Annotated in this window: 20 protein-coding genes; 5 read left to right on the forward strand and 15 right to left on the reverse strand. The window is 41.4% G+C overall.

Features of this window, described 5'->3' with window-relative positions; translation table 11 throughout:
- Positions 1 to 61: 61 nt before the first annotated feature.
- The 11 genes from asd to EXT43_RS17730 all read right to left on the reverse strand — a co-directional run bounded on the left by asd (position 62) and on the right by EXT43_RS17730 (position 13893).
- Positions 62 to 1204, reverse strand: a complete 1143-nt coding sequence (gene asd, locus EXT43_RS17680; protein WP_062565599.1) for an aspartate-semialdehyde dehydrogenase — start codon at positions 1202 to 1204, stop codon at positions 62 to 64.
- 119 nt (positions 1205 to 1323) lie between these two features.
- A complete protein-coding gene (yegS, locus tag EXT43_RS17685; protein WP_062565600.1) occupies positions 1324 to 2220 on the reverse strand; it encodes a lipid kinase YegS in 897 nt (298 codons plus the stop codon).
- A gap of 370 nt (positions 2221 to 2590) precedes the next feature.
- The gene (locus tag EXT43_RS17690) at positions 2591 to 2914 is read right to left on the reverse strand and encodes a hypothetical protein (RefSeq protein ID WP_130167573.1); all 324 of its coding nucleotides are present in this window, start codon (positions 2912 to 2914) and stop codon (positions 2591 to 2593) included.
- A gap of 159 nt (positions 2915 to 3073) precedes the next feature.
- Positions 3074 to 5707 carry a TonB-dependent receptor gene (locus tag EXT43_RS17695; RefSeq protein ID WP_062565602.1) on the reverse strand — a complete coding sequence of 878 codons (2634 nt, stop codon included), beginning with the start codon at positions 5705 to 5707 and terminating at the stop codon, positions 3074 to 3076.
- Between the two features lie 78 nt (positions 5708 to 5785).
- On the reverse strand, positions 5786 to 8539 hold the full coding sequence (locus EXT43_RS17700; RefSeq protein ID WP_062565603.1) for a hypothetical protein: 2754 nt from the start codon (positions 8537 to 8539) through the stop codon (positions 5786 to 5788).
- Positions 8540 to 8829: 290 nt separating this feature from the next.
- On the reverse strand, positions 8830 to 10137 hold the full coding sequence (locus EXT43_RS17705) for a hypothetical protein (protein WP_130167574.1): 1308 nt from the start codon (positions 10135 to 10137) through the stop codon (positions 8830 to 8832).
- Positions 10138 to 10154: 17 nt separating this feature from the next.
- A complete protein-coding gene (locus EXT43_RS17710) occupies positions 10155 to 10760 on the reverse strand; it encodes an energy transducer TonB (RefSeq protein ID WP_054552071.1) in 606 nt (201 codons plus the stop codon).
- 12 nt (positions 10761 to 10772) lie between these two features.
- Positions 10773 to 11186, reverse strand: a complete 414-nt coding sequence (locus tag EXT43_RS17715) for a biopolymer transporter ExbD (RefSeq protein WP_036971869.1) — start codon at positions 11184 to 11186, stop codon at positions 10773 to 10775.
- Positions 11187 to 11231: 45 nt separating this feature from the next.
- Positions 11232 to 11759 (reverse strand): MotA/TolQ/ExbB proton channel family protein, encoded by a 528-nt coding sequence (locus EXT43_RS17720; protein WP_054552070.1) that lies wholly within the window; start codon positions 11757 to 11759, stop codon positions 11232 to 11234.
- A 3-nt stretch (positions 11760 to 11762) separates the two neighbouring features.
- Positions 11763 to 13130 (reverse strand): MotA/TolQ/ExbB proton channel family protein, encoded by a 1368-nt coding sequence (locus EXT43_RS17725; protein ID WP_054552069.1) that lies wholly within the window; start codon positions 13128 to 13130, stop codon positions 11763 to 11765.
- Positions 13131 to 13140: 10 nt separating this feature from the next.
- Complete coding sequence (locus EXT43_RS17730; protein WP_062565605.1) at positions 13141 to 13893, reverse strand: DUF3450 domain-containing protein; 753 nt, start codon at positions 13891 to 13893, stop codon at positions 13141 to 13143.
- 304 nt (positions 13894 to 14197) lie between these two features.
- Here EXT43_RS17730 and EXT43_RS17735 point away from each other — a divergent pair, with 304 nt between their 5' ends.
- Positions 14198 to 14683 carry a GNAT family N-acetyltransferase gene (locus EXT43_RS17735; RefSeq protein WP_062565606.1) on the forward strand — a complete coding sequence of 162 codons (486 nt, stop codon included), beginning with the start codon at positions 14198 to 14200 and terminating at the stop codon, positions 14681 to 14683.
- Positions 14684 to 14808: 125 nt separating this feature from the next.
- On the opposite strand, the gene EXT43_RS20725 is transcribed toward EXT43_RS17735, so the two are convergent.
- The 4 genes from EXT43_RS20725 to fucP form a co-directional block, all read right to left on the reverse strand.
- A complete protein-coding gene (locus EXT43_RS20725; RefSeq protein ID WP_165385120.1) occupies positions 14809 to 15414 on the reverse strand; it encodes a DsbA family protein in 606 nt (201 codons plus the stop codon).
- A complete protein-coding gene (locus EXT43_RS20730) occupies positions 15415 to 16494 on the reverse strand; it encodes a diguanylate cyclase (protein ID WP_240701533.1) in 1080 nt (359 codons plus the stop codon). It abuts the gene before it with no gap.
- A 19-nt stretch (positions 16495 to 16513) separates the two neighbouring features.
- A complete protein-coding gene (locus tag EXT43_RS17745) occupies positions 16514 to 18403 on the reverse strand; it encodes a methyl-accepting chemotaxis protein (protein WP_062565609.1) in 1890 nt (629 codons plus the stop codon).
- 347 nt (positions 18404 to 18750) lie between these two features.
- Positions 18751 to 20022 (reverse strand): L-fucose:H+ symporter permease, encoded by a 1272-nt coding sequence (gene fucP, locus EXT43_RS17750; RefSeq protein WP_062565610.1) that lies wholly within the window; start codon positions 20020 to 20022, stop codon positions 18751 to 18753.
- Positions 20023 to 20159: 137 nt separating this feature from the next.
- On the opposite strand from fucP, the gene EXT43_RS17755 reads away from it, so the two are divergent.
- The 4 genes from EXT43_RS17755 (at position 20160) to EXT43_RS17770 (ending at position 25198) form a co-directional block, all read left to right on the forward strand.
- On the forward strand, positions 20160 to 21377 hold the full coding sequence (locus EXT43_RS17755) for an AGE family epimerase/isomerase (RefSeq protein WP_130167575.1): 1218 nt from the start codon (positions 20160 to 20162) through the stop codon (positions 21375 to 21377).
- A complete protein-coding gene (locus tag EXT43_RS17760; RefSeq protein WP_130167576.1) occupies positions 21377 to 22330 on the forward strand; it encodes a carbohydrate kinase in 954 nt (317 codons plus the stop codon). The genes EXT43_RS17755 and EXT43_RS17760 overlap by 1 nt, the downstream gene beginning before the upstream one ends.
- A gap of 288 nt (positions 22331 to 22618) precedes the next feature.
- On the forward strand, positions 22619 to 23386 hold the full coding sequence (locus EXT43_RS17765) for a hypothetical protein (protein ID WP_130167577.1): 768 nt from the start codon (positions 22619 to 22621) through the stop codon (positions 23384 to 23386).
- Positions 23387 to 23461: 75 nt separating this feature from the next.
- Entirely contained in the window at positions 23462 to 25198 is a 1737-nt protein-coding gene (locus EXT43_RS17770) for a hypothetical protein (protein WP_130167578.1), read from the forward strand.
- Positions 25199 to 25311: the final 113 nt, after the last annotated feature.

Here is a 25311-nt window from a genome sequence, read left to right on the forward strand (position 1 = left end):
TACTTTCCTTTAGTGCTAAAAAAGGCCAGCAAACTGCTAGCCTTAATATTGAGTTGTGTGATTAATGTTGACCATCAACAATAATGCGTAACATACGACGAAGTGGCTCAGCTGCACCCCATAACAGTTGGTCACCCACTGTAAATGCACTGATGTATTCTGGTCCCATCGCTAATTTACGAATACGACCTACCGGAATAGACAGTGTGCCAGTTACTTTTACAGGCGTTAAATCAGTTGATGTAATGCCACGATCATTCGGGATCACTTTTACCCACTCATTGTGAGAAGCAAGAATTTCTTCAATTTTCTCAACGCTAATGTCTTTGCGCAGCTTAATTGTCATTGCTTGTGAGTGACAACGCATTGCGCCAATGCGAACACATAAGCCATCAACAGGGACAGGTTGTTCGCTACTACCTAAAATTTTGTTCGCTTCAACTTGCGCTTTCCACTCTTCTTTACTTTGACCGCTTGGCATTGGTACATCAATCCAAGGGATAAGGCTACCAGCTAGAGGAACACCAAACTGGTCTTGTGGTAAATCGCTTGAGGCAATTTTTTCGGTGACTAACTTATCAATCTCAAGAATCGCAGCATTTGGATCTGCAAGCTTGTCTGCCACTGTTTCGTGAATTGCACCCATTTGCGCAATTAACTCTTTCATGTTGCGTGCGCCTGCACCAGAAGCCGCTTGATATGTCATTGGGCTTACCCATTCAATCAAGTCTTGCTCAAATAAACCGCCTAGGGCTAATAGCATAAGTGATACGGTACAGTTTCCGCCCACATAGGTTTTAACACCTCGCTCTAAGCCTGCACTGATAACGTCTTTGTTTACTGGGTCTAGCACAATAATACTGTCGTCACTCATACGCAGTGCCGATGCCGCATCAATCCAATAACCTTGCCAACCTGATTCACGTAATTGCGGGTAAACGGCTTTGGTATAGTCACCGCCTTGGCAAGTAACAACAATATCCATCTTCGCAAGCTCAGCGATATCATTGGCATCTAAAAGCGGTTTAGCAGGACCCGCAAGATCAGGACCTAATTGACCGGTTTGTGAGGTGGTGAAAAAAGTCGTGTCGATATTAGAAAAATCATTTTCTTGCTGCATACGTTCTAATAACACAGAGCCAACCATGCCCCGCCAACCGACTAATCCTACTTTTTTCATTGTTTGTTCCACTGTTTGATTCATTCAAATTACCTAAACTGTTAAAAATTAAAGTCCATTGCGTGAGAGTTTAATTTTTACAGAAGTAATCTAGCATTGCGGCCCAAGCAAAACCAGCGCTAACCGAGTAACATCAAAAATTTTCATCTTAGCATCGGGCAAGCCTCTGGCAGCACTAAGTTAAGCGCACCAACATGCACTTCAAAACGCTGTTGTTTTGAGGTGATTGGCTCGCCATCTAAGTTTATTGGCATTTCTGTTTGTGTTTGCCATTCGAGCCATGGCACTTGAAAGCGTTTTACCCACTGTTGTGATGAATTAGGATAATTGCTTAGCTCTTCGATAACCGCTGGTACATCTGAAATTGCAAATGATGTAAACGCCACTAAATCAACCAAGCCATCATTTATGTACGCATGTGGCGCAAGTGACTGGCCACCGCCCGCTTGGCGGCCATTACATACGGCAGCGGCAATAATATCGCCCGAAGTACGTTCACCATCAGGCAGCGTTAACTCGCCACTGTAAGGGACAAAACTCAGCGCTTGTACAAGACCAGCCAAGGTATACGCCCCACCACCGAGTAAGTTTTTCAGTGCAGGCGGTGTGGTTGCGGTAATTTTTGCCCCAAAGCCAGCACTGGCTACGTTCACAAAATAACGCTTATCAACCTCTACGGTATCAATTGCATGCGGCTGACCATCTGCGGCAAGTTTCAGTGCTGGCAAGTACCCATGAGGAATATTAGCGGCTGTAGCAAAATCATTCGCTGTGCCCATAGGTAAAATAGCAAGCTCTAAACGTTGTGACTTTTCCAGTTTCATTAATGCATTAACGGCTTCATTAACGGTGCCATCACCACCAGCTACGACAACACGTTTTACACCCTCTGCCACGGCTTCATTAATAAAGCGCTCAATGTCACCGCCTTCATAAGTAACACGCACTGCAAGTGGCTGACTGGTTCGAAATTGACCGATAGCGTCACGAAGCTGCTCATCAGCCGCTTTTTTGCCATTTATAATTAACCGTAAGTCCATTTTTAATCCCTGTTTTAACACTTAGAACTACCATAACACGCAATGGTTTAATATACCCAAACTACCTCAAGATGCGAGTTTCAGTTGGAATTAAAAGCGATTTAGGCAAGGCATTGATTGCAAGTAATAGTGGTTCTATTGTTAAAATCAATAACGCAGTATAAATCGCTTTTAAACCAACCCTTTGGGCGCTTCACAGGCACTTACTCTCATCGTTCTTACTTCTTAAAAGGGACTGCCATTCTTGCAAAGTAACGCCTTGATATTAAGCACCTGTGAAACGCTGAATTCTGCATCTTGAGGTGGTTTGGGTATAGAAACAAAAAAGCCCTGCTAGTGCAGGGCTAAATCAACGTTAGGATTTATACAATTAAAAATCTAAAGATGTAGCTATTACTGTTAATTGATCATCAGCATCATTATCACCGCAATTTGCATTTGAATTAGTAATAACGCTTCCATCCATCTCAACAACGGATAATTTTAAAATCTTATTAGCCAATGCTGCATTTGTAATTAAAATCAAATCACTTTCATCTTTAATATCATAAGTATTTGAAAATTGAGCTAGTGAAACCTTTACCTTACCATTTGAAAGCTTATACAGCTTATCTACATATCCTTCACATTGGGTTGCATTAACTGAGAATGAGCATAAAGCACTTAAAATCACTACTGATAACATGTTCTTCATAATTAACTCCATTGTTCCTTGTTAAATCAGCTATAAATACTCATATATTTCCATGACAGTTGTATATTATTTAAATTACAAAAAAATTAAAAAAGCCCTGCTAATGCAGGGCTAAATCAACGTTAGGATTTATTATTGTATCCTTCCTTGGTCAGAGATTTAAAACTGATATTTGTACTCAATTGAGAACTCAGTGCCTTTCTCTTTAGAACGAGTTAAGGTACCCGCTGACTCTATTTCAGATTTTGCGCCCAAGATATTCGTCACTTTGAACTTCAAGCTTGAGTTGAAATCAGGGAAATAGGTGTAGTTAAAGTCTAGAGAGTGGAAAGGTTGCTCCATCCAGTCTTCTTGACCTTCAATGCCAGGAATTATAATTCGCTCACCAAATACGTTATAGATTAGTGTTGAAGCATGTTGCCCACTAGGTGCGTCATAACCTAACTGCATATTCACAACATATTTTGAATGACCCGTCATGCGACGTGTTGTATTTGTAACCGCTGCAGAAACCCCTGTTTGTTCAACAATCGCCTGACGGTCCATGTTGATTTCTGAGTCACTTAAAGTCACGTTACCTGTCATGAACACGTCTTGCCAGAATCCACCTAAGAAAGCGAAATCTTTCAGGTATTCAAATTCAACACCAGCAACATAACCATCTTCTGCATTAGCAATACGTACCAATGGTGGACCATCTTGTGCAGGTGATTGAACAGACTCAATTGGATCAACCATGTCTTTATAGAACACACCAACAGAGAAGTTCTCGCCCGTATCAAAATAGTTTTCCCAGCGAAAATCATAGTTTTTGATTTGCGTTGTACGTAAACCAGGCGTACCACCTACAGGGTATTCAGTAAGCGGATCGATGTAAGTTGCATCAGAAATCTCACGTAAATCTGGACGAACAACTGTTTCACCATAGCTTAATCGCCACTGCGTTTCGTCGTTTTGCACATAAGTTAAAGCAAGTGCGCTATAAACGTCATCTTCACGGAATGCGAGCTGATCTAACTCATCATAATCGATTGAAGATGCAAGGCCACCAGTAAATGGGTCAAGAGGAACAGATACTTGACGGAAATCTTCCCAACGTAAACCACCGGTAATACGCCATGTGTTATTGAAGAAGAAATCAGCTTCGAAGTAGTATGCATCCACTTTCTGCGCTGACTTATAGTCATCGCCTGAAACCGTTGTGTCGTTTAAGATTGGCTGCGTTAGTGACGCGTTTGTAAGTACATCATCAGATAAAATGGTGTTTAACTCATTTCCGTTTAAGTCAACATCTGAGAATGCACGTGTATTGATATCAAAACGACGGTTAGTTGCTGAACGCTCTTTAGATATAAAGTCAGCACCTGATTTAAGCTCAACATCCACGCCATCTAACATAATAGGCAACGTAAAGTTAAAACCGTAGTTCTCTACTTCATCATCCAAATCTTGGAAAGTGTAACGTGCAGCTGTTGTTGCATTGGTTAATGCGCTTTCGTTTACTGTATCGTAAAACCCATCTTCGTTAGCATCAGTAACGATGAAACGAGTTTCCATGTTACCTGGTGCGTAACGGTTTGAGCGACCAATTGAATACTTCCAGTCAAAACCCGCGTAATTCAACCAATCAAAAGTATGCATACCTTTTAACTGATTAACGATCAGCTCACGCTCTTCATAACGAACATCGTACGAGCGTACACGCTTGTTGTCTGAGGTATTGTTGTTTTGGTCAATACCTAAACGGTCTGAAATTTTATCTTCAGTATCACGTAAGATTAATGCTGTGTAGTCAATTTTATGCGCTTTGTCATACTCAACACCAACAGTAACCATACCTGATGTTTTAACCGTGTGTTCTGTACTTAGTACTTGGTCATAACCACGGATCATGGTTGTTGAGTTTTCACCAATCAAGAAGCCTTGACCTTGATACTCATCTGCAACAACATGCTTATTATCATAACTAAGCGACGATAAGAAACCATAGCGCCATTTATCTGATTCGAAGCTATTACCTAATGTGGCAGTGAACTTCGTATTCGGATCAACCTTTGCTGATTTTGGATCATATTCGCGATTTAACGACAGTGCTAAAGCACGGCTTTGCTCAGGTGTTAAATCATCAAGCGATTGACCACTTTGGTATACATCAAGGATAGGACGTGGAATTTCGCGTGTGCCATCGTCAACACCGTACCAGTCATCCGAACCACCGCTGTATTCAAGACCATCATCAAAGTTATTGGTGTTGTAACCAAGCTGACCCGTCACATCAAATACAAATTGATCTGGAATTGATTTCAAACGAATATCAACGTTACCACCACCAAAAGACGCTGGCATTGACGGTGAATACGATTTTTGTACTGATAAACTTTCGATAATACCTGATGGAAATAAATCCAGTGGTAATACCGAACGCGTTGGATCTGGGCTTGGTACAGCAGAGTTATTTAACTGTGTACTTGAATATCGCTCACCTAAACCACGAACATAAATAAACTTACCATCAACAAGTGTTAAACCTGTTACACGGCGTAGCGCTGCAGCAGCGTCACTATCACCACTGCGTGAAATTTGCTCTGCACCCATAATATCAGCAACGAATGCTTGCTGTTTACGCTCTTCTAGAACAGCTGTTGCAGTGCCTTTTAAACGACTTGCACTAACAACAACTTCTTCAAGAACAGCTTCTTCGTCTACTTCAGCTGCGTGTGCTGAGACACTCAAGCCGCATAAGATAGCTGCGCTTAGTGCTGTTAAGCTGAACTGTTTTGAATATTGTTTCATGTTTACCTCTATCTGAAATAAGTTACAGAAAGTTGTTTAAAGGTGCTAAACACGTTGTTTAGCACCTCGCTTACTGTGTTATTCCAGACCTACCGTCCAACCTTCAGTCCAGTTGTTATCAGCAGATACTGCACCAATGTGCGTTGTTGTATCGAAGAAACCGTCGATTGCTTTAACGTCTGTCGCTGTTGTTGTATCGATAGTAAAGATACCATTTACAACTTGCGTTTGACCTGTAGCAACTAAGTTACCTAATGTGTTTGTCCACCAGTTCTCAACACTGAAATCTACACCGCTTGGGTCTTTGAAGTTTTCAGAACATGCAATCACTGATGATTTAATCATTAAAGTACCATCTTGGGCATTGTTCACTGTTTCACTTTCACCTGAAGCAGCACCTTCAATCTCAAGACATTCGCCCATACCTTCAGGGCCCGTTACGATTGCGTTATAGATTTGCGCTCCCGTACCTTCACGGAAGTACATACCTTCTGAGTCATCTTCACCATCAAAGGTATTACCGATAATTGTTAAGTTAGCAATTGTTGGGTTTGACTTAGGTGTTTTAGACGGTGTAGAACCATCGTTGTCTGCTTCAATACCACGGTTGGCGTCTGAGTTATCAGCTGCTTGCTTAACAAGAATGTGCTGCATTTTACCTTGGAAACCATTGTCCCAGTCGATGCTGTCATCTTGAATGCTTGTTAGTACTAAGTACTTCGCTTGTACGTTACCACCGAAGAACTCAACACCGTCATCCGCATTTTGGTGTACTTGTACATACTCAACAGTTGTACCAGAACCAACACCACCGAACGTGATACCGTTTAATTCGTTATCTGGTGCGATTTCGTAACCACCATTCATCACACGAACATAACGCAGCGTACCTGAGTTATCCGTTGTATCAGTACCACCGAACACGGCACCTGACTCAACACCTTCAACTTGAAGCGCACAATCGCCTTCTGCTGGACACTTGTTTGATGGTGCGTTACCAAGAAGAACTAAACCGCCCCACTGACCAGCTGCTGTAGTACCACCCATAACATCTTGGCTTGAAGTGAATGAGATTGGCTCATCTTTAGTACCGTTAGCATTAATTTTTGAACCACGGCTAATTACTAAGTAATCATCGCCTGTACGACCATATACTGTTACACCTGGCTCAATTGTTAAAGTAGCTGAATCTGCATTATCATCACCTACAAATACTGCACCGCTTAATGCGTAGTAGTTACCCGCAGTAAGTGTTAAATCTGCGGTGATACGACCAGACACTTCACATGTTGTTGTGCTGCCATCAACTGGAGAAATTGACGTTGTACCTGATGGGCAACCTGCTACTGCTGGTGGTGCAGTTACTTCACCGCCACCGTAACCAAATGCCCAACCTTCACGCCAATCATCTGAGTCATTTAATGCACCAACAAAGTCAACTGTATCAAAGAACGCATCAACAGTATTCGCTACATCTTGGCCCGCGCCTAGTAATGGAGAACCTGCAATTGGTTGACCGTTTGCACCAAGCATTGGCTTATCATTAATTACGTTGCCAGATTGAGCTGTAAACCATGTTTCAAGCTCAAGTAACGTGTTGCCGCTACCATCAACTGGGTTTTTGAAGTTTTCGCCATTAGTACACGACATAAACGTATTTTGCATTAAGATAGTGCCATCGTTAGCGTTGTTAACTGTTTCGCTAGCACCGTCTTCCGCACCTTCAATTTCTAAACACTCACCCATTTCGTCAGAGCCAGTGATCACAGAGTTGTAAAGGTGTAAACCTGTACCTTCACGAAGGTAGATACCCTCTGCATCATCTTCACCGTCAAAGTTGTTTCCGATGATTGTTAAGTTAGAAATGATTGGTAATGATTTTGGTTCTTTAGACGGTGTGCTACCGTCGTTATCTGCTTCGATACCACGGTTTGCATCTGTTGAATCTGGATCTTGTTCAACGTAAACGAATTGCATTTTACCTTGGTAACCATTGTCCCAGTCGATGCTATCGTCGTCGATGCTTGTTAATACAACGTGCTTCAGATTTACCGCACCACCGAAGAATTCAACACCATCATCTGAGTTGTTGTGAACTTGTAAGTACTCAACCGTTGTACCAGAACCAACAGCACCAAATGTAATACCATTTAATTCATTATCTGGGGCAATTTCATAACCAGCGTTTTTAACAACAACATATTTTAATGTACCTGAATTATCTGTATTGTCTGTACCGCCAAATACAGCACCTGATTCAACACCTTCAACTTGAAGAGCACAATCGCCTTCAGCAGGGCACTTATTAGAAATACCATTACCAAGAAGCACCATACCGCCCCATTGGCCTGCAGATGTTTCTTCACCAACTACGTCTTGCTTAGAAGTAAAGATGATAGGGTCGTTTTTAGTACCTGTAGCTTCAATTTTAGAGTCACGGCTAACAACTAGGTAATCAGAACCGCTGTTACCGAATACTACCGCACCTGCTTCAATCGTTAATGTTGCACTGTCTGCTTTATCGTTACCAACAAATACTGCACCATCAAGTGCCCAGAATGCGTCTGTTGATAATGTTGTATCTTCAGTGATTACGCCTGAAAGAACTTGTACTGTCACATCACGACCTAATGCAGCAGACACTTCATTCGAAAGACTTTGGCTGTATACACCCGGTAACTCTTCAGTTGTTGGTGGTGTAGTTGGGTTAGTAGGTGTAGTTGGTTGCTCAACTGTTTCTTCTACGTTGATGTTGATATCACCACCGCCACAACCTGCTAGTGAGATTGCTGTAGCTACAAGACTAACCTTGAATAAGCCAGATAATTTCATTGTTCACTCCGTTAAGATAGATATTTAATTATTGTGTTAGCGCATAAACTCAAGTCACCAAAAAGCACTGAAACTTAATGCTTTTGGGTCACTTGAGTTTTAAACTGCGACTACCTTACGGGAGCTGTATGACAAACTAGTTACACTTTAATAAACATAAAATGACAATATTAATTATTTAAAAAAGAGTAAGTTAGTTTATTTTTGAAACGGAAAAAAGCCGCCCGAAGGCAGCTTTGGTGTTGCGATTATAAATTAGTTCTTTTGTACGCTTACCTGTTGAATACGATTTAGAGTAAAGCGGTACGTAATGTTTCGGCGTGCACTTTTTCACGCTTCACATACTTGATCCATTGCTCAGCTAAACGCTGCGACTTTTTGTGTTTTTCCGCTTGTTCAAACGCTAAAATCGAGGCATCAAAGTTTTGTAAATTGTACTGCGCCATACCTAAGGCAACATATACATTTGATTCGAACTCTAAGCCGCCTTTATCTAGAGCTTTACGTGCTGCATCCGCTGCTTCTTCGTATTTTTCAAGATTAATACTTACCTCTGCAATACGTTGTTCGTACTGACCATGCGTTACTAAATCAGCGGCTTTTGCAAAGTAAGCAAGTGACTTTTCAGCTTCTTTTGCTTGTACCATTGCTTCTGCAACAAAGGCATAGTTTTTCGCTGATTTTTCAGCGACACCGTCTTGCATAGCTTTACTCATCACGTTCGCCGCTTTAAAAGCCAGGCCGTTGTATAAATACACTTGTGATAATTGACGTAAATCTGATTTAGATTTCATGAAACCTTGTTGGTATGCCGCTTCTAAAATCGCTAATTGCTTTTTCTCTGCGCCTGTTTCACCGTACATGCCACCTAACTGAACCCAGTACTCTGGCTTGTTGTAAAGCTTAACTAAACCCTCAAGTACCTCGACCACTTTGTCAGACTGATTAAGTGAGTAGTACATTGCACGTTGTAAGATTAACCAGTTTTCTTTTGGCATTTCACCTTTGCTGTCGGCTTCTGCGATAGCTAGGTTAATGTTCTCAATGCCTTTTTGGTAATCTTTAAGCTGATAATACGCTTGAGATTTCAATACGTAATAAGCATCTGTTTTAGGCTTGTCGTTAATCACATCCCACTGTGCTAAATATTTGATTACCTTTTCGTAATCGCTATTAGCCATTGCAAGTTGCGCTAAGCTAAAGGTGGTGCTTACACGTAATGTTTCTGGGATCGCATCTTCGTTCACTACTTTTTCAAACGATGCAATTGCTTTATCAAGGTCGTTTTCGTTGTAGTAAATAAAACCATAGAAATTATGCATCATGGCAATTTCATACGAGTTCATGCTCGAAGAGCGCTCTTGAATACTATCAAGAGCTTCTAGCCCTGCTTTTGCATCACCATCATCAGCCAGCTTCTGTGCTCGTGCTAATTGGCTATACACTTTTTCGCGCAGTGCAGGTACTCGTTTAGTTTTTTGTTCTTGTGCGTAAGCTGTTGCCAGTGTTACACCTGGTAACATGCTAACAACGCTTGGGACTACAAGGCTGCTTGTGAAAGCAGCCGCGCAAATCACGGCAACTTTTAAAGGTTTCATAATCGCATTCCTCTTTTCTAACCGTTAATTTGGAAAGAAATTTTGTTCTGTACGCCCGCTACTTCAACAGCTTCACCGTTAACAACGCGCGGTTTATATTTAAATTTAAGTGCTGCATCCATCGCAGCGCGGTCAAACAATGACTCTGGTTCAGCTTTAATAACTTTCGGGTCACGTACTGTGCCTTGCTTGGTTACTGTAAACTCAACAATCACATAGCCTTCGATCCCACGCGATAAAGCTCGGCGCGGATAAACAGGCGCTACTTTTACAATCGGTAAGTATTCACCGTCGCTTGATTCAAGGGCTAAGCCGCCAGCTAAGTTAACGTCGGCTTCAACACTAGCACCAAAGTCAAAATTGGCATTGCTCGCGTTAGGATCACTGTTTTGCATTTGCGGTGATTCCATTGGCGGAGGTGGCTCTTTTGGCGTTGGTGGCTTTTGCGGTTTACGTTCTTTCTTTTGCACTGTCTCTTCTTTTTTCAGACGAACAAAATCAAGTACGTTTCCTTTTACGGGCTCAGACATGGCCCCTTCACCACCGGTGATCAGTGCCTGCATGCCTAAAAACAGCATGACAGTCACGATACCAGCGATGATTAATGCAACTATATAACGCATCGCTCACATTCCTTATGATGCTTCTTGCGCAGCAATCGACACATCAAATGCGCCTGCAGCTCGCGATGCATCCATTACTTTAATAAGTACATCGGTTGTGGCTTTTTTATCAGCTTGAATAACCACGCTACCTTGTGGGTTTTCAGCTTTTAAGCGCTCGATATTTGCTTGTACTGCACGAACATCTACTTGGCGTTTGTTGATCCAAATCTCACCTTTGTCAGAAATAGCAACTAAGATGTTGGCACGCTCTTTTTTCACTGCCGTTGCCGCTTCAGGGCGGTTTACATCAATACCGGCTTCTTTTACGAATGATGCTGTTACGATAAAGAAGATAAGCATGATGAAAACAACGTCTAGCATTGGCGTCATGTTGATTTCTTCAGCGTCGTCTTCTTGAAATAAGTTACCTAGTGGCGCTCTCATTGTTAGTCTCCTAATGGGTGATGCTCACATCACCCTAAAATTCGTTTAGTGGTCTAAGACCATGTTGTCTTCAAGTAATTGCACTTCGCGTTTTGCACGACGTTGTAAGAACGTTGATGCGAAAACCCCTGAAAGTGCACCCACCATACCGGCCATTGTTGGGATAGTGGCTTTAGACACCCCTGATGCCATCGAACGTGCACTGCCTGTGCCTGTAATTGCCATTACATCAAATACTTCGATCATGCCGGTTACGGTACCTAACAGACCTAAAAGTGGACATAACGCAACCATTACGTTGATTAGCGCAAGGTTATTATTTAGTTGCATGCCAGCGCGTGAAATCATCGCTTGGCGAATTTGCTCTGCGTTCCAGCTGTTACGCTCTGCTCTATTGCTCCAAGTGCTTTTTACGTCTTTCTTGTAGCGTTTAAAGCCACCAAAGAAATACATAAAACGCTCAAGTATCAATAACCACATCGCGAAGATGAGGACCCCGATGACCAAGAGAACTTGGCCACCTGTGTCGAGGAAATCACGTAGAGCATTGATTGCATCAATCAATAGCACCATGATTTATGCTCCTTTCTCGCTTCGCTCTGCGATGATACCTGCGCTTTGCTCTTGTAAAATCAACAGCATGTTTTTAGAACGCGTGTTAAGAAGTGTGTATAAGAATACTGTTGGGATAGCCACAACCAGACCAAGTACTGTTGTTACAAGTGCCTGAGAAATACCACCCGCCATTAGTTTAGGGTCACCTGTACCGAACAAGGTAATTGCTTGGAAGGTGTTAATCATACCGGTTACCGTACCTAGTAGACCAAGTAGTGGTGCTACCACAGAGATAATCTTAATTAGTGTCAGGTTACGAGTAATTTTTGGCATTTCACGAATGATTGCTTCGCTTAATTTAAGCTCAAGTGTGTCGTACGCTACATCTGGGTACTGGTCTTTTACTTTCATTACGCGACCAAGTGGGTTGTCATCACGTGCCACTGTGTCTTTAAGCTGACGACGGATTTTGCTACCCATAATCATCAGAGATACAAAACGCTCAAGTGCAATTAGTAAAGCGATTAAGCCAACACCTAAGATGATGTAACCAACCGTACCACCTTGGTGAACTTGCTCTTCAGTATCTGGTGCTTGTACTAAAAGACCTAAGATTGAACCACCTGTTGGGTCAAGTGCAAACGGTACAACACCTGAGTTTGCTTGCTGTAAGTCAGCTGCAGTTGCTGTGTAACGGCTGCTAGGCTGACGTGTAAGCTGGCTGATTGTATTTGTAGCCGGTGTGTACTCAAGGTATTTACCATCAGCGATTAAGTTAAATGCACCAACACGCACCACTTCTTTTTGTGCTTTGCTGCCACCTTCAACGATTACATCGGTTGTAAAGCGAGATACTTTACCTTGTTCAGTCATTTCGCGTTGTAATTCAAACCATACTTTTTCGATATCATCGATTGAAGCAAGCTTTGACGTTGAACCCATTTTTTGTGCTAGCTCATCCATGAAGTTACTACGACCAGGAAGCTCTGCAGAAACAACTGACGTCATGAATTTATTGCTTGAATCACCTGCTACTTGCTGTAACACACCGAATAGTTCTTTAAGTGAACCCATGCGGTTTGAAAGTGTGTCTGTTAAGTTAGCTAGCTTTACTTCGTTTTCTTCAAACTGAGTTTCTAATCGCTCAGATTCGTTAAGCATTGCAGTACGCTTTGCTTGTGTATCCTTAAGCATTTGTACTTGTTCGTTTTGACGCGCCATGAACTCTTGTTCACGTTGTTTATTTTCAGCGCTTTGTTGTGCTTTACCTTGCTCTAATGTTTTTAGTAATGAGTCTAAATCCATTGGCTCAGCAGCTAGGCTGCTACCAGCAAAACCAAGGCCAGCTGCAAACACGGCCATTTTTGTCATTTTCGTTAATAATTTCATCTCAAACCTCTTATTCAGCAGCGTGGACTGGCAGTGTTAACATATCTGGGGCAAGTTGCTTACGTGCAATGCGTAAACCTTTGTTGATTTGGCTGATTGCAGAATCTGGTAATTCAACAAACGATTTTGTTTCTTTATCCCAGCTACCTGCTTTTTTGCCGTCGCGTGTTAAATAAATAAGTTCTAAACGACCGATGCGTAAGAAATCTACTTCGCGCTCTTGGCCATCTACATTAAGTAATGCTGTGTACGCTTCGATAGTGCGACCGTAATCAACTTCTACTTGGTAAGCTTCAAGTAAGCGGCGGAATTTTTCACTTGAAGTGATATCTGCGCGGTCCATCATTTCTTTTAATGATGCAATACGCTTGCTGCGCTCTTCAGTTAAGAAAGGTACGTCTAGTGCAACAAATTGCTCAAGACCTGTGATCATACGCATCATTAACGGCGTGATTTGACGCTCGATAACCGATACCTGATCCATTGACTCGTTTAACGCGTCCATTTCAGCAATTTGGTTGTTTAATTGCTTAGTAAGTTGCGCGTTATAAACAGTTAAGCCGTCAATTTCTTTATTAAGGGCTTTGAATTGTTGTAAACGACCTTGCATTGAATCTGCAATCTTGTCGATTTTAGTTTGTGATTGCGCTGCAGATTTGTTTATCTCGCTGCTTTTATCAATTACTTTATCTAGATCGTTTGCATGTACTGCTGCAGATGCCGCTACAATACCTGCTAAAATCAGTGGTTTAACGCCTTTCATCGCATACACCTTTACTCGTTAAGTTAGCTTAATTTGCTAGTTGGGTTGTTTTATTGTGCGAAAGGATAACGATGAAAAATGACAAGCATGTTGCGCAAAAAATACAAAAATATGACAGCTGTAACAATTAGTTTATATTGGGCAAGAATAAGGCAAAAGTTGCAGAATTGTGTCCTTATTAATTTTCAATTTTTAGCTTTGGGTTCGGTTTGTTACCCTAAAGAAGGGTAAAATACTAACAAAGTAGAATACTAAAAAGTTTCTTTGATATATTACAACTCAAAATATATCTGAGATAAACAGTATGGGTAAAGTCAGCTTCTTAAAATTAAACGGTAATATTGCAGATCAAGTTATCAACCTCAAAGTTAAAGAATCTCAAAAGCATCTTATCGACAACAATGCCGAGTGGATTATTCAAGCTATTTTCAACGAAGATAGTATCAGTTATGGCATTTATGTAGATAATAAACCTGCTGGTTTAATATCTTTAATCGATCCAAGAATACTCGAAGATTTCGATGAACATTTTCAAAAAGATTATCTCTACTTGTGGCGCGTTATGGTTGACTATAATTTTCAAGGTCTTGGGCTGGGAAAACAAGCAATTAATTTTAGTAAGCAATACGCCTCACTCGTAGGTTTGCAAGGTGTGTCACTAACCACAATGGATAAAGAAGATGGTAATGCACTTTCAATTTATCAAAAGCTTGGATTTGCTCCAACAGGAAGAAGACTAGATGATGAGATTGAATTGATTTTTAATTTTGAGCATATACATTTGGCCTAACTCCCTGATATATGATCTTTATTTGAGCTATTTTCATCTTCGGGCTCGTTACAAAGCCAAAACGAGGTTAATTATCACGTTTGGCTTAAAACTTTTTAATTCAATAGGCTTAACCAGCAACCAAATTAAATAACGTCTATAATTTGCTGATAATTGCTTTGCCAATCTAAATAATTAACCGGGATAGCAGCATACTTCCCTTTATTTTCAAGGACTAAAGATGGAAAACCTTGAATAGGTAAGCTTCTCGCTTGGTTTATTTCGGCCATAAGCAATGAATTTATTTTTTCACTTTCAATTTCTTTAATGAATACGTTTTTTTCTAACCCAATTTGCTCTGCAAGGCTTGTAAGGGTGCTGATGTCAGATGGATTTTGTGCATCTAAGTAGTAGGCTTTTTGAATGGCGTGTAGCATTTCACATTCTTTATTGTGCTGCCTTGCAAGAAGCACAGCACGGCATGCAGGGTAAGTAGAGCGTCGTGGTTGCGCGGTATGCCAAAACTCATGATTGAATGGCGTGCCAAGCTGCTGTTCAATACGTTGCCATGTTTGCTGTAAAAACTGCTGCATATCTTTTGGCATTGGCTCATCTGAATCAGGCGCGAGGCCACCCACTTTATATTCAATAGCAAGTTTATCGCCAAGGGCTGCTTGGAGTTTTAACCAGGTTTCTCTGTAGCCCCAACACCAACTACACATTGGGTCGTATACATAAATTAACTTTGCCATTTAGCTTATCTCAGTTAGATCAGAGACCACTACATTACGCCCTTTTGCTTTGGCTTTATAGAGGTTGTCGTCAGCTTGTTTAATCGCTTTACTAAATTGGCTACCACGTTCTAGGCTGGCAATACCGATACTACAGGTAATAGTCACAGACTGCCCCACATCATAAGGGATCTGTTTCTCGGCGACATAACTACGCAGTTTTTCAGCCACGGCATGGGCAATATTAAGCCCCGCTTTTGGTAGCAAAATAATAAACTCTTCGCCGCCATAACGGGCTTTTATATCTGTGCCACGTAACTTATCGTGCAGCATAGAGGTAAAGGCTATTAATGCCTGATCGCCAAAGTCATGACCATAAGTATCGTTAAGTGATTTAAAGTTATCTAAATCAATTAATAATACCGACATAGGTAAATAATTAGCCGCTTCAGCTTCAAGGCGCGGCTGAATATGCTCATAAATGTAACGACGATTGGCAAGACCTGTTAGCGGGTCTGTTAATGCATCGCGTTTTTCTATTAAAGTAATGTCAGCAATTTTTTGATGGCTTTTTTGCCTAAAGTATTCACTGATCCCAGAAAACAAAATCACCATAGAGAAAGAGGCTAAAAAGCGTGAGGTTTCAACTTGCCCGTAATGCGCTTGCCCGAAGTTGGGGCTAAACAGCAGTGCAACTGCACTAGCATACATAATCCCAACCAACACACTGCCCACTTTTAACCCTAAGGTGACATAAGCCACAATAGGGTAAAACATAAGCCAATATAAAGCGGTGTTTTCTTTGCCGCCGGTGTATACCAATGCTACACAGAGCAGCAAAATGATCGATAAAATAATGCAGCTTACAGAGACTAAAGCACCAGTGCGAAAGTAATAGAGCATGCACAGCACAATAGTTATATCGCTCACCACTAACATAATAGTGAGCGGTAAGGCGTAAATTTGATAGTTAGATAACACTAACGAAGTGATTAATACGATGGCAAAAAAAGCCATGGCAAATAACGTGAAGGCACGACGCTGTTTATCCGCCGTGTCGACACTGTTTAAAGTAATGGCATTAAGCCAATTTTGATCCAAAATTGCAGTCTCTTAACAACTAAACTTTAAATTTAAGTACCAATTGCTCAAGCTCATAGAACTGGGCTTTCAATTTAGTGCACTCATTCAAGGTGTTATTAAGATTGCTTTGACCTTGATTTGAAAGCTCACTAATTGAGTGTATATCACTGTCTAGGCTTTGAATCACTTGGTTTTGCTCAGTCGTGGCATTGGCAACACTGTGGTTCACCTCATCAATTGACTCAATGGCACGGGTTACCTCAGCCATTTTATCGCCTGCTACATGAGCTTGCTCAACACTCTTTTCACTGTCGCGGATACTGGCCGTCATAACTTCAACGGCAGACGCAGAACCTTGTTGTAACTGAGAAATGGTGTCTTCGATTTCTTGTGTTGATTGTTGTGTACGGTGCGCAAGTTGGCGTACTTCGTCGGCTACAACCGCAAAACCACGACCCGCTTCACCAGCACGTGCAGCCTCTATCGCTGCATTAAGTGCTAGCAAGTTAGTTTGCTCACTCACACCTTTGATCACTTCAAGTACTTGGCCAATGCTTACAGTGTGCGCATCTAAACTGTTTATGGTTTTTTGCGCCTGCTCCATATTACGAGATAAAGCATTAATAGCTGATAAGTTGTCAGCTAATGCTGATTGGCTTTGTAACGATTGGCTGTTAGCACTGGTTGCTAATGTTGACGCATTACTTGCACTATTTGAGATTTCTACCGCACTCGATGTCAGTTCATTGATTGCCGTTGCCACGTTATCAGTACGTTTTGTTTGGTCAGCATACATGTCGAGCGTGCCTTGAGTTTGATTAACTAAACTCTCAACTAAGCGCTCAAGCTCAACGGTGGTATTTTTAACTTGCTCAATTGATGTATGAATTTTCTCGATGAACGCATTAAAGTAATGGCTTAGCTCGCCAAACTCGTCATTGTTTTCAACCTCAAGACGGCGGGTTAAATCCCCCTCACCCTCTGCAATATCTTTAATTGCATCGTTTAAGCGCTGCATTGGACGCATTAAATAGCGAAGTAAAAACTGCATCATTAATACAATCGCAACTATACCTAATAGCATGTAAATAGCCGCCATATTTCTAAATGAGGCAACTGATGAGTAAGCAATTTCTTCGTTGATCACCACACCTAAATACCAATCAACGTTTTGAATTCCTTTGATTTTGGTAAACGATACTAATTTATCTAAGCCACCTACCTGTACTTCAACAAACTCAGATTGTAACGACAAGCTTTTACCGAACAAGTCACTCATGTTTTTGTCGTTAAATTTAGTTTCTGGGTGGCTTAAAATGCGCCCTTCACTATCTAGTAAAAAGCCATAACCAAACCCTAAAAAGTCAATTTCGTTGACGATTTTAGTGATGGTTTTCATGTCGATGTCGGCACCTGCAACACCGCTAAACACACCGTTAGCTTGCATTGGCGCTACGGCCGAAATAGTCAGTTCATTGGTGGTTACATCAATATACGGGGCAGTAAAGGCTGTGTTTGTTTTGTTTTCAACAAGCTTGTACCACGGACGTGTTGTTGCATCGTAGTCAGGTGGTAAGACAACAGATTGGTCATTCAATACAAAGGTGCCGTCGGTGATACCGATGTAGGTATTTTTAAAACTCCCCGCTTTGTCGGCAGTGTTCAGCTGAGTAAGTGTAAGCTCTTTGCTATCACCAAGTTGATAGGTATCAGCAACTGACGAAACAATGGCTAATTTAGCATTTAACCAGTTAGCTATATTTTGCGACACTGACTGAGAAATCTCTTGAAGAACAAGCGAAAGCTGCTCCTGCGTTTGGCTGCGCATAGAGATGAAGTTATTAATGGTGAATAAACCGAGCACTATCACTAAAACCAGTGATGCAGCCACAGTTACCTTGGTGGTAAATTTAAGAGTGCTTTGCATGACAAACCTGTTTGTTATTTTTTTCGTTGTTAGCCTCTTTATATTTAACAAATTTAAAGCTCTTTGTCTTATAAAATTAAGCTAAAACTAGAAAAACGTTCCTTTTATTAAAGTACGCTTTCTTTGAAAATCAATTACTTTGTTAACGGCAGCCAACTTCACTTCTTAAGTCGTATTAATAAAAAAGCAGCAAAAAACAACTTGGAACGTTCCTATAAATTATTACTTAAACCGTCCCTGAATACGTATTCATTAAATCATTTTGTCATCTAGTTTTTTTTGGTATAGCAAAAAAATGGCACAAAAAAACCCCGCAACTCAGTGCGGGGTTTTTATTGATAGTAATTTTAGCCGATGCGTTTTTTCCAGCTATCAGCTAAACGTACAACATTTAAGCCATACCAAGCGATAAATGCATAACAAATCACTGGTACAAAGAAGCTTTGTTGGATGTTTACTGTATCAGCAACTACACCTTGTACTAATGGTACTAAGGCACCACCAACGATTGCTAAACATAACCAACCCGAACCTTTACTGGTTAGTGAGCCTAAACCTTCAATAGCAACAGAGAAAATAGTCGGGAACATAATTGAGTTGAATAAACCAATTGCAAGTACTGAGTAAAGCGCCACATCACCTTCAGTGAATATAGTCACTAACAGCAATACAATAACCATCATGGCATTAAAGAATAACGCTTTTGAAGGCGCAATTTTTTGTAGTGCTGCAGAGCCAATGAAACGACCTACCATTGCACCACCCCAGTAATAAGCAATTAGGCTTGCAGCCGCATGCTCTTCAAGGCCAGCGATGTGTTCTTCACCAAAGTAGTTTACTAAGAAGCTACCAATTGAAACCTCTGCACCTACGTAACAGAAGATACCTATAACACCCATCATTAAATGAGGTGCTTCGGCAAGGCTGTGGCCTTTCGCTTTACAGTCTTGCTCTTCTGTATGCTCTGCAATCACTGGTAATTTAAAGAAAGCAAATACCACAGCAATGGTCAGTAGTGCTGCTGCAAGCATAAGGTAAGGCACTTTTACAGATTCTGCAGTTGCTGCGTTTGCAGCTAGTGTGCCTGCTGTACCAAAGAATAAAATACCACCCACATATGGACCAACTGTGGTACCTAGTGAGTTAAGTGCTTGAGCTAAATTTAAACGTGACGACGCCGTTTTTTCAGGGCCTAACGCTACAACATACGGGTTAGCAGATACCTGTAATACGGTAATACCTGCTGCTAGAACAAATAACGCACCTAAGAATAACCAGTACTCATGTACTACAACCGCTGGGTAAAATAACATACAGCCAATTGATGCCACGACTAAGCCGGTTAGTACGCCATTTTTATAGCCCATTTTTTTAACCAACATACCCGCAGGTAGCGATACAATAAAATAAGCACCAAAGAAACAAAACTGAACCAGCATTGCCTCTGTGTAGGTTAAATCGAATACCCCTTTTAAGCGCGGGATCAACACGTCATTTAAAACTGTAATGAAACCCCATAAAAAGAACAGGGTTGTCATTGCTGTCAGTGGTAGCAGGTAGTTTTTATTTTGCTGCGAACCATCGGCGACAAACGATTGGTTTGTATTTATTTCACTCACGTGGTTTTCACTCCGTTAACAAGTTACCTTTGATTCTACACATTGAAGTAAAAATAGCACAAAGATTTACTGGGAACGTTCCAATTTTTTTATTTCCTGCTATAGTTGCAAGATGTACACAGATTTATTAATAACCCATGGCCAAAGTTGACTTTAAAAGCCCTGATTTTCTTAAGCAGCATATTCAAGATACCCTTGCTTTTTATCACCCCCATTGTGTTGATCATTCAGCCCATGGCTTAGCTGGCTTTTATCAGTTCTTTAAAAATAATGGCGCGATTTACGATAAACACACTCGCCATTTAGTCTCGAGCACCCGCTTTGTTTTTAACTATGCAATGGCGTACATAGAGTTTAAAGACCCAGAATATTTAAGCCTCACTAAACATGGTTTAGCTCACCTTGAACATGCGCATAAACAAGCATCTGGTGGTTATGCTTGGCTTATTGAGCAAGAAGATAACGGTAAAGTAACCGTGTTAGACGACACCAACCATTGCTACGGGCTCGCTTTTGTAATGCTTGCAAACGCGGTTGCTTTAAAAGCTGGGGTGAACGACTGCAAAAATACCATTTCGCAGGTATGGGATTTATTAGAACAGCACTACTTTGAACCACAGCATAATGCCTATTTAGATGAGCAAAATACCGACTTTAGCTGTGCAGATGACTATCGCGGTCAAAATGCGAATATGCATTTATGCGAAGCCTTACTCATGTGTTTTGAAGCAACTAACGAGACCCGTTATTTAAAACGCGCTACAGAGCTTGCCGAAACTTTTACCGTAAAACTGGCAGCCCACAGCCAGCAGTTGGTGTGGGAGCACTACTCTAAAAATTGGCAAATCGATTTAGATTACAACAAAGATGACCCGCAGCATTTATTTAGGCCTTGGGGATTTCAACCAGGTCATCAAACTGAGTGGGCAAAACTGTTACTTATTTTAAACCGCCATATTGATGAACCTTGGTTGGTGACGCGCGCTAAAAGCCTGTTTGATGAAACCCTAAGCATCGCGTGGGATCAGCAACATGGAGGCATTTTCTATGGCTTTGCACCAGATAAACAAATTTGTGATAGCGATAAATACTTTTGGGTGCAAGCCGAATCATTAGCCGCAGCGGCCCTACTCGCTGATGCCACACATGACGAAAGCTATTGGCAATGGTACGAAAAAATTTGGCAATACAGTTGGCAACATATGGTAGATCACCAATATGGTGCGTGGTATCGCATTTTATCAGCACAAAACCAACCATACAGTGACGAAAAATCGCCAGCAGGCAAAACCGACTACCATACTATGGGTGCCTGCTACGAAGTATTAAGAACCTTAACCTTGAGGAATGCATAATGAGTTTAGTGTGTTTTGGCGAAGCATTAATCGACTTTTTATCAGATGGTAAACAACTAGAGTCATTTACCAAATACGCAGGTGGCGCACCTGCCAATGTTGCTGTTGCAGCAGCAAAACTAGGCCTAAACACCAGCTTTTGCGGCATGTTAGGCGATGATATGTTCGGTCACTTTATTAAACAAGAGCTTGACCAGCATGCAGTAAACACCCAGTACTGTACATTCACCGATGCGGCTAAAACAGCATTGGCGTTTGTATCTCTTGATGACAGTGGCGAACGCTCGTTTAGCTTTTATCGCCCACCAGCCGCCGATTTACTATATCGCGTAGACGATTTTGACTATGCAATGTTTGCAAATCACGCCATCATGCATGTATGCAGCAACAGTTTGACTGAGCACAACATTTATCAAACCACTATTTATGGTTTAACTCAGGCGAAAAAAGCCGGTGCAATTTGTAGCTTCGATATGAATCTGCGCGAAAACCTATGGCCAAGTATGCGCCATACTCTAGATAGAATGTGGCATGTTATTTCTCTGGCAGATATCGTAAAACTCTCATTTGAAGAGCTTGAGTTTTTAAATCAAAAAAGCCATCAAGAAATGCCACTTGAGCATACTATTGATGCCATTTTAAAGGCCGGTGTAACCTGTTTGCTAGTTACCAATGGAGGCGAAGCAATCAGCTTTTACCACGCAGACTTTAAAGGTCAAGTTAGCCCACCAGCTACAAAAGTGGTTGATACCACAGCCGCAGGCGATGCATTTATTGGCGGCATGCTATCAAAGATTGGTCAGCACTGTGAAAACAAACAAAGCTTTAAAGCGTTTTGCCAAACCCCAGCTAATATCGAACAAACCATTGCTTTTGCAGCTAAAGCTGGCGCTTTTGCTGTAAGCCGCTATGGTGCATTTGCGTCTTTACCAAGCGCAGCCGATTTAGCCTAGAACTTTGTTTATGTATAGTTTAAAGCCCGGCATTAGTAATTAATGCCGGGCTTTTTAGATATTGCTCAGTTTTACATTTATCGACAATTAGTAAATACCTAAACACCTCCATTTTTGGATCGAACACCACATGATCCCCCGCTTTTAAAGCAATGCTAATCTCGCCATTTCAATGTTAAGCCGTTTACTAGTTAAATAACAAAACGAAAATATTTCATCATCAAATCAAAGCAAAAAAGCGCAGCGTTTCTATAATTAATACTGTGATTTACTTAAAAGGATTTGATAATGCTCACTTTAAAACAACCTCGTATGTTAACGATTTTATCTTTCGGTTTAGTATTCGCCTCACCAACTGTTTATGCCGACCAATGGCAATTTTCTGTAGAGCCTTATTTAATGGCCACTGCGATTGATGGCAGCTCGGCAATCGGGACCGTAGAAGCTCCCCTTGAAGTCGATTTTGATACCATTTTAAACAACCTCGACAGCGCATTTATGCTCCATCTTGAGGGATATCATCAATCAAACTGGGGTTTTATTGCTGACTGGGGCTATATGGATTTAAGTAAATCTCATAACGCCCCAAAACTTGGCGTGCTCAGTGCTCGGGTGCGTCAAGCGGTGCTCGAATTAAGTGTTGCTTACCGTTTTTCTAGCCCTTCGATGGGCGATTGGGTTAACTATGTGGGTATTCGTCGTTGGGATAACACCTACGAATTCGATCTTGATCCTAACTTTATGTCACAAGTGTCCGTGGTCGACAGAGATGAAGATTGGATTGATCTCATTTTTGGCTTTCACTTTAACAAACAATTAAGCGAACATTGGCAATTAACAACTGCTGGAGATCTCGGTGGCTTTAACTTAAATGCTAAATTGACTGGCAGCTTTAAATTAGGTGCGGTGTATCAAATAAACCCGCATTGGGATCTGGGTATGAGCTATAAAACCACCTATGTAGATTACCAAACCGGCCAACGCGGAAATAAAAACTTCTTTAGTTATGATACATTTACCCACGGCCCGCAAATAAGCGTGAGCTATCAGTTTTAGTCGTTCGCCCGCTAGTAATTTGTTTCTATTTCATGGTATGTTTTTTAACTAATTAAAGAAAAAGGAATTCATCCTATGAATAATAAGCTTCTTGCTGGGGGCGCAATTGCTATTGTTGCAGGTGCGTTGTTGTACTCACAAAATAAAGCCAGTGTTGATGTAGATTTACCTGAGCTTGCCTACGTACCTGCCGACACGGCGGTTTTTTATGGTCAACTTAAACCGTTTCCGTACAGCAAATACTTTGCGCTTATGCCAGATGCAATGAAAGGCACGAGCGATTTAACTCCCATCATTGCTGAGCTTAAAACAGTTGATGATAAGAATGCCCTATTCCTTGCATCACTGATGGAAAAATACCAACAATCACTGAGCTCTTACGATGCCTTCAAATCGATTTGGGGCTTTGGTGATGACTACAAAGGCATGATGTATGCGCAAGGTTTAATGCCGATTGTACGTTTTCAGGTCGCTGATCAAAGCAGCATTATCAATAGCATTAAGCAATCTGCTGATGAAGCAGGTATTGCGTATACAACAGAAAGCCTTGAAGGCGTAAGCTACACACGCTTTGCCATTGAGCTTGAAGGCTTAGATAACTTCAACCTAATTGCATCGACTCACAACAATTGGGCTACCATCACGCTAACCACTGCGCTTTCTAATGATCAAGATTTACGTATTGCCCTTGGCGTAGAAAAACCGGCTCAATCACTGGCTGAAACTAAAAAACTACCTGAGCTTATTAAAACTTTCTCACTTGATGGCAACTCGGTTGGCTTTGTTGATCATCAACGTATCGCCAATGCTGTAACAGGCAAAGAAGACTCTCGCTTACACCAAATGCTCAAAGAGCTACTTGATAAAGCCCAGCAATCAAATGCATTAGCAATGATTTCAACACCTGAGTGTCAAGATGATATTGCAGCTATTGCCGCTAAATGGCCTGCAACAGTATCAGGCACAACAAAAACCCGTATCACCGCCGACTACGCTGATTTTGACGTAAAAGCAGTACTGCAAAGCACAGATCAAGACTTACTTAATACGCTACAAGCCGTGCGTGGTTTTGTACCAAAACATACCACTGAGCTTGACGGGCAAATGATGAGTGTTGCCTATGGTATTGATGTAGCAAAAGTACTGCCGCTTGCCAACACACTAACCGGTGCAATTAAGTCAGCTGAGTTTAACTGTGGCCCAATTGTCGCACTACAAAATGAAATGCAAGAAGTAAGCACCGCTGGCCTTGCTATGATGTCGGGTTTTGCAAACGGCGTGCAAGGTATGAGTGTGAGTGTTCAAGACGCTGCATTGACCATTGATGACTACAACGGCCCACAAATAGACAAACTTGATGCCATCGTTACCCTATCTGCGACCGACGCCCATGGCTTGTATTCAATTGCGCAAGGTTTTGTGCCGCCACTTGCGAACATAAAACTACCAGCCAATGGTGATGCCGTACTGATCAATGAATACATTCCATCGCCTGTGCCACTTAACTTTGATATTAAAATGGCCCTTAAAGGAAATCATATTGTGATTTTCACGGGTGATAAGTCAGCGCAGATTGCCGAGACTTTAGAGTCGCAAAGTGTCACTAAAAATGGCTTTGTGAACATGGCATTCGACGTACAAAAAATCTTATTACCTTTGCTTGATACGATTGCATCAACGGGTCAATTAAGTGATGAAGAAATGGCTGAGCTTGATTCGCTACGCGACCAACCTGTCGGTGTTTATTTTGCCACAGACATTACCGACAACGGCATTGGCCTTGAAAGTAACGTACAAATTACTAAAAAGTAGTTTTGAGTTTGGATCTAAAAAGAGCGCTATTTAGCGTAATGCTGATCAGTTAAGAAGTTGATCAGTTGACCGATCAGAATGATCATGCACAATCCGTAGTTAGGCAACTAACT

The sequence above is a fragment of the Pseudoalteromonas sp. CO109Y genome (genome assembly GCF_004208935.1).
GTDB lineage: Bacteria > Pseudomonadota > Gammaproteobacteria > Enterobacterales > Alteromonadaceae > Pseudoalteromonas > Pseudoalteromonas shioyasakiensis.